At 35.3% G+C, this 19,747-nt stretch carries 12 protein-coding genes and 1 pseudogene; 11 read left to right on the forward strand and 2 right to left on the reverse strand.

The features are described from left to right. Nucleotides 1–280 precede the first annotated feature (280 nt). The 6 genes from ACQKN2_RS03020 to ACQKN2_RS03045 all read left to right on the forward strand — a co-directional run bounded on the left by ACQKN2_RS03020 (nucleotide 281) and on the right by ACQKN2_RS03045 (nucleotide 8,722). Nucleotides 281–1,747 (forward strand): UDP-N-acetylmuramoyl-L-alanyl-D-glutamate--2,6-diaminopimelate ligase, encoded by a 1,467-nt coding sequence (locus ACQKN2_RS03020; RefSeq protein ID WP_427413636.1) that lies wholly within the window; start codon nucleotides 281–283, stop codon nucleotides 1,745–1,747. Nucleotides 1,748–2,086: 339 nt separating this feature from the next. After that, nucleotides 2,087–3,664, forward strand: coding sequence for a peptide chain release factor 3 (locus tag ACQKN2_RS03025; protein WP_323645427.1), 1,578 nt, complete (start codon nucleotides 2,087–2,089; stop codon nucleotides 3,662–3,664). 194 nt (nucleotides 3,665–3,858) lie between these two features. Continuing rightward, complete coding sequence (locus ACQKN2_RS03030; protein WP_427413637.1) at nucleotides 3,859–4,944, forward strand: SDR family oxidoreductase; 1,086 nt, start codon at nucleotides 3,859–3,861, stop codon at nucleotides 4,942–4,944. Nucleotides 4,945–5,527: 583 nt separating this feature from the next. Continuing rightward, nucleotides 5,528–6,289, forward strand: a complete 762-nt coding sequence (locus tag ACQKN2_RS03035; RefSeq protein WP_427413638.1) for a TerC family protein — start codon at nucleotides 5,528–5,530, stop codon at nucleotides 6,287–6,289. A 106-nt stretch (nucleotides 6,290–6,395) separates the two neighbouring features. Continuing rightward, nucleotides 6,396–7,751: a TrkH family potassium uptake protein gene (locus ACQKN2_RS03040; RefSeq protein WP_427413639.1), complete on the forward strand. Its 1,356-nt coding sequence runs from the start codon at nucleotides 6,396–6,398 to the stop codon at nucleotides 7,749–7,751. A 425-nt stretch (nucleotides 7,752–8,176) separates the two neighbouring features. After that, entirely contained in the window at nucleotides 8,177–8,722 is a 546-nt protein-coding gene (locus ACQKN2_RS03045; protein WP_427413640.1) for a GNAT family N-acetyltransferase, read from the forward strand. A 273-nt stretch (nucleotides 8,723–8,995) separates the two neighbouring features. Here the strand turns inward: ACQKN2_RS03045 and ACQKN2_RS03050 are convergent, their stop codons facing one another. Continuing rightward, nucleotides 8,996–9,190 (reverse strand): hypothetical protein, encoded by a 195-nt coding sequence (locus tag ACQKN2_RS03050; protein WP_427413641.1) that lies wholly within the window; start codon nucleotides 9,188–9,190, stop codon nucleotides 8,996–8,998. A 129-nt stretch (nucleotides 9,191–9,319) separates the two neighbouring features. Between ACQKN2_RS03050 and ACQKN2_RS03055 the strand changes: the two are divergent. The 4 genes and pseudogenes from ACQKN2_RS03055 to ACQKN2_RS03070 all read left to right on the forward strand — a co-directional run. After that, nucleotides 9,320–10,093 (forward strand): annotated as a pseudogene (locus ACQKN2_RS03055) (alpha/beta hydrolase); the annotation flags it as partial. A gap of 506 nt (nucleotides 10,094–10,599) precedes the next feature. Continuing rightward, complete coding sequence (locus ACQKN2_RS03060) at nucleotides 10,600–10,911, forward strand: hypothetical protein (protein WP_427413642.1); 312 nt, start codon at nucleotides 10,600–10,602, stop codon at nucleotides 10,909–10,911. A gap of 111 nt (nucleotides 10,912–11,022) precedes the next feature. Beyond that, nucleotides 11,023–12,465, forward strand: coding sequence for a spore germination protein (locus tag ACQKN2_RS03065; RefSeq protein ID WP_427413643.1), 1,443 nt, complete (start codon nucleotides 11,023–11,025; stop codon nucleotides 12,463–12,465). 373 nt (nucleotides 12,466–12,838) lie between these two features. After that, nucleotides 12,839–14,527, forward strand: a complete 1,689-nt coding sequence (locus ACQKN2_RS03070; RefSeq protein WP_427413644.1) for a hypothetical protein — start codon at nucleotides 12,839–12,841, stop codon at nucleotides 14,525–14,527. Nucleotides 14,528–16,310: 1,783 nt separating this feature from the next. Here the strand turns inward: ACQKN2_RS03070 and ACQKN2_RS03075 are convergent. Continuing rightward, the gene (locus ACQKN2_RS03075) at nucleotides 16,311–18,050 is read right to left on the reverse strand and encodes a B12-binding domain-containing radical SAM protein (RefSeq protein WP_427413645.1); all 1,740 of its coding nucleotides are present in this window, start codon (nucleotides 18,048–18,050) and stop codon (nucleotides 16,311–16,313) included. 331 nt (nucleotides 18,051–18,381) lie between these two features. Here ACQKN2_RS03075 and ACQKN2_RS03080 point away from each other — a divergent pair, with 331 nt between their 5' ends. Next, nucleotides 18,382–19,725: an ATP-binding protein gene (locus tag ACQKN2_RS03080; RefSeq protein ID WP_427413646.1), complete on the forward strand. Its 1,344-nt coding sequence runs from the start codon at nucleotides 18,382–18,384 to the stop codon at nucleotides 19,723–19,725. Nucleotides 19,726–19,747: the final 22 nt, after the last annotated feature.

Raw genomic sequence — 19,747 nt, forward strand, 5'->3', positions numbered from 1 at the left:
ACATGAATCAATACTGATTGTCGATAAATGTTGATTTTTGATAAGCCAAGTTATTTTGAGCTCCCAGAGTCATGGTGAGGATCCAAATTTTGGTGAAATATTAAAGATATATTAAAATGATAGCGGTTTCATCGAAAAAACGTCCTAACAAGCATTTTCTTTATGGGCGAATAAGTAGTAAAATAAATTCAATAGATTGTGGGGGACTCATCTTGTCATTTCTTGTCGAATAAACAACAAATGATGAAATGAATGTAGAGATTGATTGGAGGACTATGAAATGTATGCAGAGGAATTGTTGAATGCATTACCTTTGAAAAAAATAATTGGAGTGTTACCTGATCAAGTGACTGATATTGTCATTGATTCACGCAGTGTGCAACCAAATAGTATGTTTGTTTGTATTAAAGGTTATACGGTAGATGGTCATGATTATGCACAGAAAGCTGTTGAAGGTGGCGCAACAATTGTTGTGACAGAGCGACAGTTACCATTAGGAGAAACGATTGCGCAAGTCATCGTGAAAGATTCAGATCGAGCAGTCGGCTTGTTAGCTGCAAAGTTTTTTGACTATCCATCAAAAGATATGGCAATGATTGGCGTAACAGGAACAAATGGAAAAACATCAGTAACAGGTATTATTCAAAACATCATGCATGGTATGGGCGAGAAATCTGCATTATCAGGGACAATCGGCTTTAATTTAAATGGTATTTTATATGAATCAGCCAATACGACAAGCGATGCATTATCGACTCAACAAATGATTTTCCGTGCAAAAATGGAAGGCTGCCGATTAATGACTATGGAGGTATCTTCACATGGTTTAGCACTTGGACGTCTAGCTGGCGTAGATTATGATGTAGCCATTTTTACAAATCTTACACATGATCATCTTGATTTCCATGGAACGATGGAGGAATATGGTCATGCGAAGGGCTTATTATTTTCTCAACTTGGACAAGACTTAGAAAAGAATAAATTTGTCGTGTTAAATGCCGATGATGCATGGTCAGAACGCTATGCAGCGATGACACCATTTCCAGTATGGACATATGGTTTGAACAATGAAACAGCTGATTTCCGAGCTATTAACTGTGAGTATCATGATTTCATGACTTCTTTTGACGTTGAAACGCCAGAGGGAATATACCGTGTGAAAATGCATTTACTTGGGGAATTTAATATATACAATGTGCTTGCTGCTATGGTTGCCTTTTATGGCCGTGGCTATTCCATAGAAACAATTATTGAGCAAATTGAGCAATTACCACCAGTAAAGGGACGTATGGAGAAAGTTTGCTCAGATTTACCAGTGCAGATTTTTATTGATTATGCTCATACACCTGATGCAATTGAAAAGGCGATTTCTTCAGCTCAACCATATAAAAAAGGCAAGCTTATTTTCTTAGTCGGCACAGGTGGCAATCGTGATAAATCGAAACGTCCAACAATGGCAGAAAAGGCATCAGCCGCTGATTACGTTATATTAACGACAGATGACCCGCGCTATGAAGACTACGATAGTATTACAGGTGATCTTGCCAAAGGGATGTTACATGAAAATTATGCATGTATAGGAGATCGTTCTGAGGCTGTGCGTCATGCGATTGAGATTGCTGAACCAGGAGATATAATTATTTTTGCTGGTAAAGGCCATGAAGATTATCAAATTATTGAGAATACTAAATATCCACATAGTGATGCAGATATTGCCATAGAAGCTGGCCATTTAAAGTTTGTATAATATATGCTCTCCATTTAGGATGTTAGAGCGTACGATAGTGTGAACGTAATGTATGCAATCATGCGATAAGTTCACCATACTTAGAGACCCCTTTTAGTACTAAGGGGTTTTCTTTTTGAGTTAACATGAAGGTGAATGTCTAACACTCACGAGGTTAACAAACGAGTGAGTCTATGGAAAGAAAATGATCATCATCGGATTGTTTGAGGGAGCTATTTACATTGGGCCTCGCCAAGTATTCAATCGAAACCTCTTTTTTGGGGAATTCATGTAAAAAGGTTGTAAGAAAGGCAAGTATTCTTTTATTATTAGTAAGTATGAAAAAAGGAGAATGACGAGATGAATTCAAATTTAGAAAAAGATATATTATCACGTCGAACTTTTGCCATTATCAGTCACCCTGATGCTGGGAAAACGACGATTACAGAAAAACTTTTACTATTTGGTGGTGCGATTCGTGATGCCGGTACGGTAAAAGGGAAGAAAACAGGTAAGTTTGCAACATCTGACTGGATGGAGATTGAAAAGCAACGTGGGATTTCTGTAACTTCTTCAGTTATGCAATTCGATTATAATGGGTCACGTGTCAATATTTTGGATACTCCAGGTCACCAAGATTTCTCGGAGGATACGTATCGTACATTAATGGCGGTGGACAGTGCTGTCATGGTCGTAGATGCTGCCAAAGGTATTGAAGCACAAACTTTAAAGCTGTTCAAAGTTTGTAAAATGCGTGGTATTCCAATTTTTACGTTTATTAATAAACTTGACCGTCAAGGGAAGGAGCCACTTGAGCTGATTGAAGAGCTTGAGGAGGTACTGGGCATTAACGCTTACCCAATGAACTGGCCAATCGGTATGGGTAAAGAGTTTCTAGGTATTTATGATCGTTATAATAAACGAATCGAGCAATTCCGTACTGAAGAAGAAGAACGTTTCTTGCCAATTGATGAAAATGGGGAACTTGCAGTCGAGCATCCGATGAAGGTGACTTCTTATTATTCACAAGCAATGGACGACATCATGTTACTTGACGAAGCGGGTAATGAGTATTCTGAAGAAAAAATTCGCCGTGGTGCATTAACACCTGTTTTCTTTGGTTCTGCTTTAACAAATTTCGGTGTACAAACATTCCTTGAAACATATTTACAATTTGCACCGACACCACAGCCTCGCATTACTGAGAATGAACTATTTATTGATCCAGTTGAGCATGGGGAGTTTTCAGGCTTCATTTTCAAAATTCAAGCGAATATGAACCCTGCACACCGTGACCGTATTGCCTTTGTGCGTATCGTATCGGGTAAATTTGAACGTGGCATGAACATGACTTTATCTCGTACAGGTAAATCATTCAAAGTGACACAATCTACACAATTCCTAGCTGATGATCGTGAAACAGTAGATGAAGCAGTTGCTGGTGATATTATCGGTTTATATGACACAGGAACTTATCAGATTGGCGACACAGTCGTAGGTGGTAAAAAGACATTCCAATTTGAAAAACTGCCACAGTTTACGCCAGAGCTATTTGTTCGCGTTACTGCGAAAAATGTTATGAAATCTAAGCAATTCCATAAAGGGATTTTACAATTAGTGCAAGAAGGCGCCATTCAATATTATAAAACATTGCATACAGAAGAAGTTATTCTAGGAGCAGTTGGTCAATTACAATTTGAGGTTTTTGAGCATCGTATGAAAAACGAATATAATGTTGAAGTGAAGATGGAGCCAATCGGTTCGAAAATTGCAAGATGGATAGAAAACGAAGAGGATGTTAAAGAATCAATGTCTTCAGGTCGTTCAATGCTTGTAAAAGACCGTTTTGATAATCTTGTTTTCTTATTTGAAAATGAATTTGCTATGCGTTGGTTTGCTGATAAAAACGAAAACATTAAATTGTATAGCCTACTATAATAAAAAACACGAATCGACATGTTGCGATTCGTGTTTTTTTGCAAGGAAAATTGGAGCTAAATGTAGAATATATACAGTATTAGGAAATATAAGATTCGGCACCATAACGTGTGGTTTATTTCCGTTCCGACTGGGCGCTTGCCTAATTTATTGATAAAACAACAAGGAAGAACGGTAAGACAGGGGGATGAGAGATGGGGGTTCATTTTTTTACAGGCTTTCCAGGTTTTATTTCAAGTCAATTAATACGAGAGTTATTTCGAAAAAATCAATCACAGGAAGTCATCGCTATTGTTTTAGCGGGTGAATTAGTTAAAGCAAATTTAGAAAGAGATCATATTTTAGCGGAGTTTCCTAACTATTCTATTCGTATTGTAGAGGGAGATATTACATTACCGAATCTCGGTCTAGAAGACCAAACTGTACAGGAAATTGTACCTCAAATAGAGGTGCTCTGGCATCTAGCTGCAATTTATGATTTAGCCGTACCACGAGATATCGCATGGAAGGTAAATGTGCATGGTACGACTCTGGTCAATGATTTTGTTCGAACACTTCCGAACTTAAGACGCTATATGTATTTTAGTACTGCGTATGTCGCAGGAATACGTGAAGGTATTTTGCGAGAAAATGAATTAATTCGCCCGCCTGCATTTAAAAACTATTATGAGGAAACAAAATATGAAGCTGAGCATCGAGTAGAGGATTTGAAATCAGAAATACCACTGACAATTATTCGACCTGGTATCGTACGTGGACATTCCGAAACAGGAGAAACGATTAAATTTGATGGGCCTTATTTCTTTTTAAATATGGTGGATAAATTAAAATGCCTACCTGTTATTCCGTATATTGGTCAATCGAAATCAACAATAAATGTCGTACCAGTGGATTACATTTTAAACGCTTCGACTTATCTAGCTGATGAAAAATGTGCTGAAGGGAAAACTTTACATCTAACGGACCCATATCCGCATCCGGTGCAGGAAGTGTATCGGACGATGGTAAAGTTATTAACGAACCATTATCCTAAGGGGCGATTTCCGTTAACACTAGCAAGACTTTCTTTACAAGTGCCACTTATTCGAAAAAATCTAGGTGTTGAGCAAGAAACTTTAGATTATTTAACTTGGGATGCTAAATTCGATACGTCGGAAGCAGTGACTATTTTGACAAAAGGTAATATTACATGCCCCGACTTTATACAGACTATGCCTAGAATGATTGATTTTTATTTAGCGCATAAAGAAGATAAAAGCTATCAAATTCAAATAAAGTGACTTCAAGTAGTAGTTCTCTGATTGAGAGTTGAAGCAATCGACGTTTACGACCGTTAATGGCTCATCTAGGCAAACAAGTTGTCTTGAGATAGACATCAGACTGAAGTTATTTTAGGCGAATAGTAGGGTAGAATAATTTTGCGACTCATATTATGATAGTGCTATAATGAGTTTACAGAAGAAGAACCTTCGACGTTTTGTCAAAGGGGAGTAGCTAACGGATACGAGCGATGTATCTGGATTACATCCGTCATGACGTGGTTTTTACCATCGGGTGTGATAAGTGAGTAACTCTATACTAGCGGTATTCAACTTCTTTCAGCAAATGTTTAGACATTTGTAGCTGACGCTTCGCTTTCGCTACAAAAAACACCTGCTGAAAGAAGTTAGCCTCCGGCCGATTCCGGCCGCAATTATGTCGAGGCATAATTGATCTACTAGAATAGAGAGAAACTGATAAATAAGTGTCAGGTATTTATTTGCTTAGCGAGACCTTTGCCTTTTTATAGGGCAGAGGTCTTTTCTTTTGTACTCAAAAATAAAAACTATTTGGAGTATACAGAGCTTTAGAGGAGGCACATGAATGGAATCAATTGTATTACAATACGGTTGGGTACTTATTGTACTTGTAGTATTAGAAGGGTTATTAGCAGCAGATAATGCGGTTGTAATGGCTGTGATGGTGAAGCATTTACCACGAGAGCTACAAAAAAAAGCACTATTTTATGGATTATTCGGCGCATTAATTTTCCGTTTCTCGGCACTCTTTGTCATTACAGTATTAGTGAATTATTGGCAAATTCAAGCGTTGGGAGCAGCTTATTTATTATTCATGTCCGCCAAAAATATATATGATTTGCGTAATAAAAAGGATTCAGAAGAAGAATCTAGCGAAGAAGCGGGGAAAAGGGGCTCTGGTTTTTGGATGACAGTGCTTAAGGTAGAGGCCGCGGATATTGCATTTGCTATTGATTCTATGCTTGCTGCAGTTGCCATTGCTGTCACTTTACCGAAGGTAGGAAACTTTGATATTGGTGGCATCAACGGTGGACAATTTATTGTCATGTTACTTGGAGGGTTTATCGGAGTGATCATGATGCGATTTGCGGCACAATGGTTTGTGAAAGTATTAAATGACTATCCTTCACTTGAAACAGCTGCGTTTTTAATTGTAGGCTGGGTAGGTGTGAAGCTTGTTGTGTTGACTTTGTCACATGAGAAGGTAGGCATTTTACCTGCAGAGTTTCCACATTCAACTGTGTGGGAGTTAACTTTCTGGATCGTACTAGTGGGCATCGCATTAGTAGGTTATTTAGTGGGAGTTCGTTTTAAAAATAAAGCTTAATAATCATTATGAGGAATAGTCGTAACTATTCCTCTTTCTTTTTTTAAGTATTTTTCCTATACTAATATCTATCGAGTTTGGCATCATATAGGAAGGGGTTGTCAAAGTGCCCTGGAAAAGATCAAAAAATAGACTTGTCACACCATTTCAGGTGCTTGTCTCTTATTATTTTATAGCTATAGCGATTTCCTTCCTGTTACTACGACTACCAGGCGTTCATCAAGAAGGTGTAAACGTTTCATTATTAGATAGCTTGTTTACGGCTGTAAGTGCGGTTAGTGTAACAGGTTTAACAACATTCAATATATCTGAAAGCTATACAACATTTGGCCTTGTGATGGTACTTGTCATTTTACAGCTTGGTGCAATTGGCATTATGTCACTTGGTACCTTTGTGTGGTTACTGGTTGGGAAAAAAATAGGTATGCGTGAGCGTCAGTTGATTATGATCGATCATAATCAATACAATTTGTCAGGGGTTGTCCAATTAATTCGGGAAATATTGAAAATCTTAATCGGTATTGAAGTGATGGGTGCGTTTATTTTAACGTTGCACTTTACAAACTATTTCGATACTTTTGAAGAAGCGTGGATTCATGGTGTTTTTGCCTCCGTTTCCGCTACTACAAATGGTGGTTTTGATATTACAGGCATGAGTTTATTACCGTTTCATGACGATTACTTTGTTCAAGTAATAACGATGTTATTAATCGTGCTTGGCGCGATAGGCTTCCCAGTATTAATTGAAGTGAAATCGTTTTTACTTCATCGCCATGCAAATTTCCGCTTTAGTTTATTTACAAAAATAACAACCTCCACATATGCAATTTTATTTGTGGTAGGGGCTCTCGTTATTTTATTGCTTGAATCATTCCATTCCTTTAAGGGAATGTCTTGGCATGAGGCTCTGTTTTCTGCAATGTTCCATTCCGTTTCAACACGATCAGCTGGACTGACGACGTATGATGTCACAACCTTTAGTGAAGCGACAGATATTTTCATGAGCTTTTTAATGTTTATTGGTTCTTCACCAAGTTCAGTTGGTGGAGGGATACGTACAACAACGTTTGCCATGGCCATTCTATTCCTAATTACCTTTGCACGAGGAAGAGAGGATATTCAAGTATTCGGACGTGAAATACATTTAATTGATGTATTCCGCTCGTTTGTTGTTATTTTATTGGCATTCTTTATGGTATTAGTTGCAACAATTATTTTACTCATTACTGAGCCACACGCATCACTGATTCAAATAATTTTTGAAATTACATCAGCGTTCGGAACGTGTGGAATGTCTTTAGGGATCACCTCGGATCTATCAGCAGTCGGTAAAATTATCATTATGATTTTAATGTTTGTTGGTCGTGTCGGTTTAATCTCCTTCCTTTACACTCTTGGTGGTGGTGGTAGAGGTAAAAAATCAAGTTATCACTATCCTAAGGAACGAGTAATTATTGGGTAAAGTACTAGCAGTGTTGGTATGAAAGGGTTTTATGGGGTTCAATATTTGAATGACCTCTTAAACTAAGACTGAAATAAATGTAAGTAAAAAAGAGCTAATTTAGTAACGGGTTCTGTTTTCGAGTACAAAACTAAAAAAACACTATAAAAAGGATATCAAATCGAAATGATTTAGATATCCTTTTTTATTGATATAAAGCAGCTTTTTAACAATTTTCATACGAATAATCGCATTAATAAAGTTACATGATAGAAAGTTCTATAACGATGCGAATACATAATCTTTTTTTCGCTCGAATTAGTTAACGTGTTAATTTAAATGGCAAGGAACTATATTCAACTCCCATGAAAGAACGTAGAAATCTTTCATTTTCTGTGGTGTAGTGTTGATTTTGCGCTACATGGATGGCTAACGGGGTAGGGTTGTTGAAGAAGGAATTGAATATTTATAATAGTGATTTATTGAAGAATAGGGAAGTGGAAGTAACAATGAACTACATAATAAGATTAGCGAATGAAAACGACTTATCGGGTTTATGTGATATTAGAAATAATAAAGATTTATTCACGAATTATTTAAAGCAATTTGCAAAAAGGGAAGTATATCTGGCAATCGCTGAACAAGACTCACTTATATTTGGTTTTGGAGTTCTTAAATTAAAAGGCACTTTGCTTCCTAAATTAAGTGACCTATATGTAAAAGCGGATTATCGGGGTAATGGTATAGGTTTAGATTTAATTAGGTATAGAGAAAATATTGCAAAGAGTTTAGGTTATTCTGAGATATTTGTGAGTGTTGACCCAATAGAAAATCCAAAAATGATAAAGTTAATTAGCAAACACGGTTACGAACCTATCTCCGACCCATATTTAAAAAAAGCCATATTTTATAATGATGATGGTACGACCTATAATAAAACCTACACAAGAATTGATTTAAAGAAGTTGTTGAACTCCCATGAAAGAACGTAATCATCTTTCATTTTCAGTGGCGTAGCGCTGGTTTTTGCGCTACATGGATGGCTAACGGGGGTGTAATTAAAGATCATTGAGTTGCATAGGCAGCTCTTTTTTTCTTTATTGAACTAACGAAGCATTTAGCTAAACAAGTTATAAAATGAAAAGAATAAAATAATTAAAAAAAGCATTCAGGGAACACTTCACACCCTTGAATGCTTTTTCACTTCTTTTATTTAGAGTGGATTTCCTGTACACGTCCAACTGTCCATCTGTTAGCCTGACTTATTAGACACCCATTTTTCTACGTGTATTGCTTGTTTTTTTCGTTTGCTGGCTTTTCATTTTTTTTGTTGAAAGGTCGGCATTCTTTTTTCCTTTATTAGGAGAGGACTGGTTCTTTTTGTTTTCAAGCTGCTTTTTCACTGCCTCTTGCAGGCTGATTTTTTTTTGGGGTACTTCGGATTGATTATTCTCGGTCATAGGTAATGCTCCTTTTTAAATATATAGTTAGTCCAGTATAATCTATTTTTTATCATTTGTGAAACTTTCCACTGTAACTTACAACAAGTGAAGACGCTTTTTTACTAACGGAGCAATTTAAGTAAAACAAATAGAGTTATTATGTTCCATAGACCAGGGCTAGGCGAAAGTGAAATTCGTAACGAAGTCCGTAATACACAAATAGTCGTAAACGAAGTAAAAGAGATGATACATTTACTTAAATTATCTGAACCCGTAGTATTAGTTGGTCATTCCTATGGTGGATTATGTGTACAACATTTTGTGAAAAAGCATCCTGAAAAGGTTGCTGGAATAGTATTAGTAGATTCAACTTCTGTTGATTTAAAGGTTTTAGATGACTTGAATTTACCTGTTCTAAATGAAGGAGCAACCGATGAATTTTGGATGGAAAAATGTCGTTCTTATTCTCAAATGAAAGGGGAAGAATTAAGAGAAGTTATTAACGCTACTCTAACAAAAGAACAAAAGCTACTCCCGAATGATATTCAAAAACGCTTAATAAATTTCCAGATAAATCCTTCTCTATACGAAGCAATGTATTCTGAAATTAGCAACTGGGAGAGAGACGGAGATATTATGAAGAATTTGGTGGTATATCCTGATATACCTTTAATTGTTATTAGCCGAGATAAAGAGCATAATATTAAGTTAGGTACTATGGAAGGTTTACCAGAGTGGGAGTTAAGGTTATTTGAAGAAAAGTGGCAAGAACTTATTATGAATCAAGTTAATCTTACTTCAAATAATAAATTTATTATCGCACAAGGAGCCAGTCATTCAATACATATTGATAGACCCGATATTATAGTTCAATTAATTAATAAAATAAACTCCTTCTTCAACTCCCATGAAAGAACTTAACCATCTTTCATTTACTGTGGTGTAGTGTTAATTTTACACGACATGGATGGCTAACGGGTGCTATATTCCAATAAGAATAGGACTAGTGTGTATGATTGATTTTCATATATACAAGTCCTTTTGTTATGTTTCCCTTAGCCACTCATGTAGCTTCATACATGGCTTTGTAGCTCTAATAAGACAACATGTGTGATTGCTCCCTATCAACACTCATAGGCTAATTAACTGGCTCTACAAGGCTTCTACGGTTGTTGTTGTAAAGCTAACCCTAAGTTGAACGCTACAGCTTAGAAAAATTTGTAGGAATGCTAATTTGTAATAGGGATAGCGTTTGTAATAACAACTTGGGGCGCAGGTGAAGGAAATATAATTGCCTTATTTTGAATATATGGAGCAACTATTTTTTTATGTACCAAAACGATAATAACCAAATAATGTTCAGTATAATATTAGCCTAATTTCCAATACTAAATTTGTTTTAAAAATAAGGAAGGAGGTTTTTATTAGTGAAATTTCTTATATGGGGTGTAATTGGTGCTGTTATTTTGGGTGTAGCTAAAGGATTACAAAATGGTACTCTTCAACAGCATACAAAAAATATTTCGAACAAATTAAATATACAGAATGATCAACAAATGATGCAGCCAATGCAAATGGCACAATCCTCGCAGCAAAAGTTTCAGTCTTTACAACAAATGAACCGATCTTCACAACAATCGAAGCAACCTCAACAACAGTCAAACCAATCATCACAGCAAATGAATCAATCATTACAAAATACAGCCATTAACTCTTCATCGAGTAATTCATCGAAATAATAATGTATACAAATAAACAACTGCTATGAATTAGAGGGATCTGGTGGAAAAAGCTTTTTTGAAATTAAAATAATTCCTCAAATTGACATTAAGTAGGGGAAAAGACATTCAATGGAACAAATAAAGAATTTAAAATCGTTGAAAGAACTATTTAAATTTTCCGCTGATGTGATTTTTCAAACATATAACTTTTTTCAACATAAAGTACATTTTATTACATGCGATTCAATGATTGACGAACAGTTTTTAAATGGTGTTGTTATTACTAGAGTTCAATCTTTATTAAATGGTTTATCTTCAGAATTATTAGAGATAAAAATAATGAACGATTTGCATATACCTAATCTGCAAAAAGTAAAAAAAAAATATGATGCTATTACGCTGGTTTATACAGGGAATGTACTGTTGTATTTCGAAGAAGAAAACATACTTTTCTCAAGTAATATTTCAAAAAAACCAAATCGAAATCCTGAAGAAACCCTAATAGAATCAGTTTTAAAAGGACCGAGAGACAATTTTATTGAAGATATTTTTATCAACATCGCTCTAATACGTAAAAGATTACCCACAAATTCATTTAGTGTAGAGAATTTTGAAATTGGAAGGCGTTCCAAAACAAAAGTATCGATGCTTTATATGAACGATATAACAGATAAAGAAATAGTGAATGTAATTAAGAAAGAGCTAAAACAAATAGACACAGATATTGTGTTTAGTGGTGATGTATTGATGGGGGAAATGGGAAAAGGAACGAAAATTATACCTAAACATGATTATACAGGCCGTCCTGACTATGCATTGCAAGCTTTAATGAGAGGACGAGTTATTATATTGGTTGATGGAGTATCGTATGCCATTATTGTACCCATTAACATAACATTACTTTTTAAAACAAGTGAGGATTATGAGTATCCCATTATTGTAAGTTCTGTAGCACGATTAATGCGTTTAGTAGGTATTTTTATTAGTATATTTTTACCGGGATTTTGGATTGCTATATCGACATTTCATCAAGAGCAACTACCTGTATATTTTTTAGCGTCGTTAGTAGAATCGAGAACAGGAAATGTATTACCAGTCGCTCTGGAAATGTTTTTAATGCTATTAATGTTTGAATTGTTTTATGAAGCAAATCTTCGTCTTCCAAATATTATCGTGGGGACACTAAGTATTGTAGGCGGATTAATAATTGGTAATGCAGCGGTTAAAGTTGGCTTAACATCTGCTCCAATGCTTGTAGTTTTTGCTATTTCAAGTATTGCAGGTTTTACATTAGTTAATCAATCCTTTATAGCAGGGGCAGGTATTTTAAGGTTTTTAATTATATTTGGATCTGCTATTTTTGGCCTGTTCGGTTTTTTTATATCAATGTTCTTCGTTTTTCTTTATTTAGCAAACGTACGGGTATACGGTGTTCCCTACTTAACTACTGTGGCAGATTTGGTTTGGGCTGATATAAAAACATCCTTGGTGCTTCTATCTCAAAAAGGATATAGTCAACGTCCAAAATTTTTAAAACCGCAAGATAAAACACGGACACATGAAAAGTGCTAGATGTAAAAAATCCGGAACTAAAAAAGTAAGCAGTCTTTCTTTATGATTTTCCCACTTTCGAAATAGAACTTTCGTACGGGTATATGATATTTTCTTTTAAAACTTAACTAAGAGTTATTATGAACCCCAATTTAGAGATACATTGGTTGTTCCAAGTTGATGTATATAGAATGAACTTAAAGATGTAGTAAATACAATTAAAACACGTATAGAGAAAGTTGGATTACTAAATGATCTTTCACAACACAATGCAACAGAAAATTTTTCGAACTGTAGTTTTGGATACAGATGGTGTAGAGATTATTACGCTATCGGAAAATAAGTCCTTGTATCAACTGTTTAAGCTTCTTATAGTAGTTGGGTTATTAAGGAAATGAAACGATTTCTTTTCTTAATCAGTTTACTATCGGTAATATTGTCTACTATTGCATATCCTATCAAGGCGGAATTAAATACTATTCCTATTATTAAAGAAGGTAATGAGAGCATGAAACAAGAAAGAGAAACAAGTTCATTAAGCCATATCAATGTACCGAATAGACCTCCGAAAAATCCCTTCTTAGTAGATGGACTATCTGGGCTCTCTCATTGGGATCCTGCCCAGACGGATTCAACTGTGGTTCCAGCTCCTTCTGGAATTAAGAAAATTCCTAAAAAAAAGATTCAGCGCATTCCTGGTGGTTTAATCAATATCTGCTATGTGAGTGGTCCGGTATATCCTACAGGGGAACAGACTATTTGGTTGGCAAACAATAATCGTATTGCCAAAGTTCTGATTGATGATGAGCAATTTAAATTAATTTCCGAGTTTAAGATTCCTGGTCAGTCTTATTTATCGCCCCAAGATGCTGATGCAGTAACGGATAAGTTAGATAGTTTCGAAAGTGAGAACGAGTTATTGGCTTACATCAATAAGAACTTCCCTAAATATGCGGAAGATATTGCTGTTCGTGCTGGAGTGTATCCGATGATGGATTATGAAGGGAATTTTTATACCGTTGTGAATGATAGCATTATGGTTTTTGGAGACAAACATTCGTATGATCCATTTTCGGAAATTGAATTAAAACGGAAATTTACACTGCCAAAGGAGTTATTAAATCCAAACATGAAATTGTCTGATGCATTGTTAGGATTGAATCTTACTTATGACGGCCAAGTGGTCTTTGTAACAGGAGGCGGTGTAGTTGGGGTTATTGATCGCTATTTCAAAGAGCAAGTACAGTATATTAAGCTGAGTGGGGAAACTATTTCAAACTCCTTTTCTCTTGATGAAAAAGGCGGTATTTACGTGGTATCCAGTAAATATATGCACAAATTTGTTTGGAATGGTAAGAAGCTCAGTGATAATCCAAAGGATGGGGCCTGGAAATCGGAGTATGAAGTGGGAGAAGCAGCAGGTGGTATAAAACTTGATGTAGGGTCAGGATCTACTCCGACTCTTATGGGGTTTGGTGATGACAAAGATAAACTTGTCGTCATCACGGATGGTTCCAAAGTTATGAACATTGTTGCTTTTTGGCGTGATGAAATTCCAACAGACTTTAAGCAGCAGTCTGGAACAAAGTCTCGTCGTATTGCCGGACAGATGAAAGTGAACTTCGGCCAGAATAATTTGAAAGAAGCACAGTCAGAACAATCGGTGGCTATATTGGGGTATGGTGCTTTTGTAGTCAATAACAGTCTTCCTGATAAACTTCCGACAAAGCTTGAAAATGTTGTTGTTTCTGGGGTGACACGACCAGGGCCAAAAGGTGTAGAAAAATTTGAGTGGGATTTTAAGACAAATGAGTGGAAAAGAGTATGGGCGAATCCAGATGTGAGTTCTCCATCGGTAGTACCTATGGTAAGTGCGGGTAGTAATCAAGCTTATTTCAATGGTTATGTTGATGGGGCTTGGGAGATTACTGGACTCGACTGGGATACAGGAAAGGTTAAAACGCGCCTAATTTTAGGGGACAGTCAAGCATATAATGGAGCTTATTCCTTGATTCAGGTTTTGCCAGATGGTGATATTGTTTACGGAGGTTTAACCGGATATCTGAGAATCGATACCAAATAAATAAAATAATAAATTTGTGGAGTCGTTTATTTAATAGTAAATAAAAGGCTTACTTCTTGTTATAAAAGGGGTAAGCCTTTTTGTTGCTACTGATAATGATGGATTATGTTAGTTTCTTATTGAACTCCCATGAAAGAACTTAACCATCTTTCATTTTCTGTGGTGTAGTGTTAGTTTTACACGACATGGATGGCTAACGGGGTGCTTTACTTCAAGATGGGATTCCACAGAAATCTCATCTTTTTCTTCTTCAACTAACGGTGCAGTTGATACATCAATGTTTATAGAGGGAGTTTAGTTCAATAAGGAATCGCAAGCTTACTTTAAAAAATATGTATTGATTTCTATTTATTGTAAACTTTTTTGTTAACATAAAATGTAAATATTTTCATTTAGGGGTGAAGGAATGAAAAAAAGAAGCAGAATTATCTTAGGTCTGATTTCAAGCTATATTTATTGTTGGTTTATATGGGTTATTGACTAATTCACCAGCAGCTTTATTTAGTAAATATATATTTATTATCAGTGGAGGAATTGGAGCTATTGGTAGTGCAATAGAATTGTTTAAATTAAAGGAAGAATAAATTTCAAAAGCAAGGTCTCAAGTTTAGTTTATGAATAAATTTGAGACTTTTATATTTATGTTTGTGATATTTAAAATCAAAATAAGATAACAAAATTGTGAAACTTTACACTTAAACAAACGGGGTGCTTTACTTCAATATGGTCCACTATTTTTCACCAATCCCTAAATCTAATATAGAAACGAAGCAAGATGTAAAATCAAAAAACTGCATCCATTTGGATGCAGTCTTATTTTTTTCTCAACAGTGTATCCCCAAGAGGGATTCCAATCACAACAACCAAAACCGTTAGAATTACCAACGCTTCAAAAATAAAATACGCAACTTGATCGAACATCGTATCTCTCCTTCTTTTCTTAATAATTCCTACCTTATATTATATAATTACCCAACTCCTATTGAAGAGTCAAACTATATTTTAAAATGCACAAAATCATTTGTGCTTTTGATAATATAGTTTACTTCATTACAACGTATGTATGCAGTCGTCACTTTTTATATTTTGCGATCTTCAACAATAGGGCGCGATTGTTTAATAAGCTTCGCTGTTCTTCTTAAATTACCGGGGGATTTAGTTAAATTTTGATTCACGAAATATCAAACCAAGTTGTACAACGCGATTTAGCTTTTTGTACTTTAAAACAGAACCCGTTACTAATTTAGCTCTTTTTAATTTCCGTACTATTTTCCCGATTACCCATAAGTTTATTGAAATACCATAAATGAAAATGAGGATTTTAACTTCTTTCAGCGGGTGTCACCGAATCGGAAAGGAGTTCTTTGTGACAAAGCCGATTCCGGACGCAATTATGTGAGGCATAATTGATAGGTTATCTTAGTAGAAAATCTATTCATAAAAATGGGTTTTGATTGCTTAATTGACGAAAAAATGCTGTTGACACAAAAATGTCGAAAGATTTTAAATTATTTTTTCCTGGTTATTATGACTTTTTAATAGGTAATATTTACAAGAAATAGGTGTCGGTGCTTTGAGATTTTCGAACTAAGCTTTTTTAGGATAATTGTATTACCTCAAAGAACATCTGTTAAGCGCAATAAAACTATGATTTTTTTGACTACGTATATTCGGTAAAAAATGTAATCACAAGATTGTGTTTGAAGATTATTGGAAAATTTAGGTATTTGTGATGTATAAAAAAACGCTAGTCCTAAATTTTATTATGGACTAGCGTTTCTTATTATATAGAGTTGATTGTTGCAAAATATGGTGCTTGACCGTGACGGAAGTAAGTTAAAAGATAGCCACTTTTTTGTACAATTTTGCCTTTTGAAAAATTCTGGTAATCAATGTGATGCGGAATAATGAGCGTATGTTTAAACAACTCTTTTTCTGATAGATTGAAGTTGGCAAATGGCTCACCTGCAATGTCAGGGTTTTCACGTAAAGCCGTATAAAGTTCTTTTTGTTGCTCCTCTGTAGGGCGCTCCTTCCACCATAATTTACGAGGCTGGAACTGTTGAATCATTAAATAATCTAGTTGCATTAGGCTTTGAATGATAGTTAAATCAGCACCCTCAACAGTTTCTAAAAACATTAATAAACGAAGGAATAAGTCCTCGAGCTGATGTCCGATACGCGACCAACCTTTTGTTTCCCAATAAGTACCGAAGTTTTGGAAGAAATCAAATGGTGTTTCAAACACTTCAGTTACTAAATATTCAATCGTATGATCCATACGGTGATCGTTCCAGTATTTCTCAAGCACATCCTCCGCATGTTTAATGCGTACGATATCATCAAATGTTAAGACATTGTTAGAGAAAATCTCGTAAGGAGATTGGTCCACATACGTATAGCCGAATTTTTCAGCTTCTAGACGAAGGCCTGTACCACGTAAAAGCTTAAGGAATCCAAGCTGTAATTCTTCTGGTCGCATTGCGAAAACGTCATTAAAGGTTTGACGGAAGCTTGCATAATCCTCCTCTGGTAAACCAGCGATTAAATCTAAATGCTGATCAATCTTTCCACCTTCTTTGACCATTGTCACTGTACGCGTTAGTTTTTCAAAGTTTTGACGGCGCTTCACAAGAGTATTTGTTAAATCGTTCGTTGATTGAACACCGATTTCAAAACGGAAAAGACCTTTTGGTGCGTTATCATTTAAAAACTGGATAACCTCAGGACGCATAATATCTGCGGTAATTTCAAATTGGAATACAACCCCTGGCTTATGTTCATCAATTAAAAATTGGAACATTTCCATTGCATAGCTGCGGCTTATATTAAACGTACGGTCAACAAATTTAATAGTACGTGCACCATTGTCCATCAAGAATCGAATATCTTCTTTTATTTTTTCTCGGTTAAAATATCGAACCCCTACTTCAATAGAAGATAAACAAAATTGACAGCTAAATGGACAGCCTCGACTTGTTTCAATATATTGAATTCGTTTGCTTAGATGAGGGCGGTCCTCCTCAAAACGAAATGGACTTGGCAATTCACGTAAATCAATTTTGGGTGCTTGTGCGTGAATCCGTACTTTACCATCCTCTAAGTAACAAATCCCTGGAACATCCTCCAATGCAATTTCTCCATGCAAATGGCGTAGTAACTGTTTAAAGGAAGTTTCTCCTTCACCCATAACAATGAAATCAACCTCTTCAATTCTACGTAACCAATGGTGGGAATCGTAAGAAACTTCAGGTCCGCCGAGCAAAATTTTAACATTTGGACAGACAGTTTTTAACATTTTGATGACGTGAATAGTTTCTTCAATATTCCAAATATAGCAACTGAATCCTACAATATCAGGTTTTTTTTGAAATAAATCTGATACAATATTAAAAGCAGGATCTTTAATTGTATATTCTGCAATGATTGGATTAAATTCTGGTAAAGCAGCACCTTTTAAATAACGCAGTGCTAAATTTGTGTGAATATACTTTGCATTTAAAGTAGTTAAAATAGTATTCATGAAATAATCTTCCTTTCAATTTCTAATTGTAACAGTCAAGTTGCTGTCAAACAATATAATCCTTTTTGCCTATTTATTTTGTGAACAGTTCGTGAAATAATTTTAAATACTTAAATTTACTAAATTTTGTAATAATAGAATCGTGCAGTCATAAAGTATAGTAAAGGCTCAAAATTCGATTAAGGGGTTTTTTACTCTATTGAAAGGTTCGGTGAGAAAGTTGAAGCAAAATGATATTAATCAATGTTTTGGAAATCTTATGACAAGTACTTCGTCACCAACACTTATTCTTAATAAAGTAGGTAAAATTTTGAACGTGAATGAGGCTGCTATGAAACTTTTTAACCTCGATTCAACGTATATTGGATATTTAACAATGGACGAGTCATCTAATTTAAATTGGGCAAAGTTCGTTAAGCAATTACAAAGTGAGTTGAGATCAGAAGAAATCTTCAATATTCAAACAGCTAGTAATGAGTTTGAAATGATGTCTTTTAAATGTTTTTATGATCCGAACACAGAAGAAATTGTTGCGCAAATTTCACCATTAAATAATGACATGGCTCATGAATTATATGTTAGTCAAGAGCAAGAGAGATCACAATTTTTCCATGCTTATGATCACTTACCGTACGCTGTTATTATAAGTGACGCTAGCGGGATTATTCTTGGGCTAAATAAGTATGCTGAGATGTATTTAAAAATAGAAAAATCGCAGCTACTTCATAAAGCACACCAGCACATCTTTGATACATTTACACTCAAGAAAGGCCAAATTACATCATACCTTTCTAAACTGATGGGTGAAAAGCATGCAAATATTCATGTAGTCGATGAAACGCCAGTTATAAACCCTTGCTATTATGAAATTTCAAGTATCTATGATGAATATAACAATATTATTGTCACAGTCATTAATGATGAAACAGAAAAGAAACAACTTCAACATAAAGTTGAACATCAGCAGGCTTTAAATGTTGTCGGTCAAATGGCCGCAAGTATCGCCCATGAAATTCGTAATCCATTAACTTCTTTAAAGGGCTTTACCGAATTATTAAAGCTAAATGCTGATGAAGAGTCCCGTATGTATTTATCTGTCATCGATAGTGAACTCCAACGGATGGAACAAATTTTATCCGAGCTTTTAGTATTGTCCAAGCCAACAAGTATGAAAGTAGAATTATTAGAGCTAAATAACATTGTGAAGCAAGTGATTGAGTTTATGCTTCCAGATGCTCTTATGAAAAATATTATGATTCAATACATTTCTCCTTCTACACAAGTATACATTGGTGGCAATGAGAATCGCTTAAAGCAAGTATTCATGAATCTTATTAAAAATGCGATGGAATCCATGAATAATGGTGGAACGATCACGGTAGAAATGAATGCTGACTGTGCGATTGTAGAATTACTGATTAAAGACGAAGGTGTCGGAATGGACAGCGCTACCCTTCAAAACTTATTCCAACCTTTTTACACGACGAAATCAGCAGGGACAGGACTAGGCCTTGCTTTCGTGAAAAAGGTGATTGAAGAGCATGAAGGTGTAATAGGTGTGAATAGTGAATTACAAAAGGGGACATGCTTCCACTTACAATTCCCAATTTACACATTTAATCAGGTGGATACGATGGATGTATCCACGAAAGATTCTGCTTATTTAGTAACATAAAAAGAGTCAATGTGCACCGTAA

Origin of the sequence: Lysinibacillus sp. NPDC093688 (assembly GCF_050280145.1) — a bacterium.
Taxonomy (GTDB): domain Bacteria; phylum Bacillota; class Bacilli; order Bacillales_A; family Planococcaceae; genus Lysinibacillus; species Lysinibacillus xylanilyticus_B.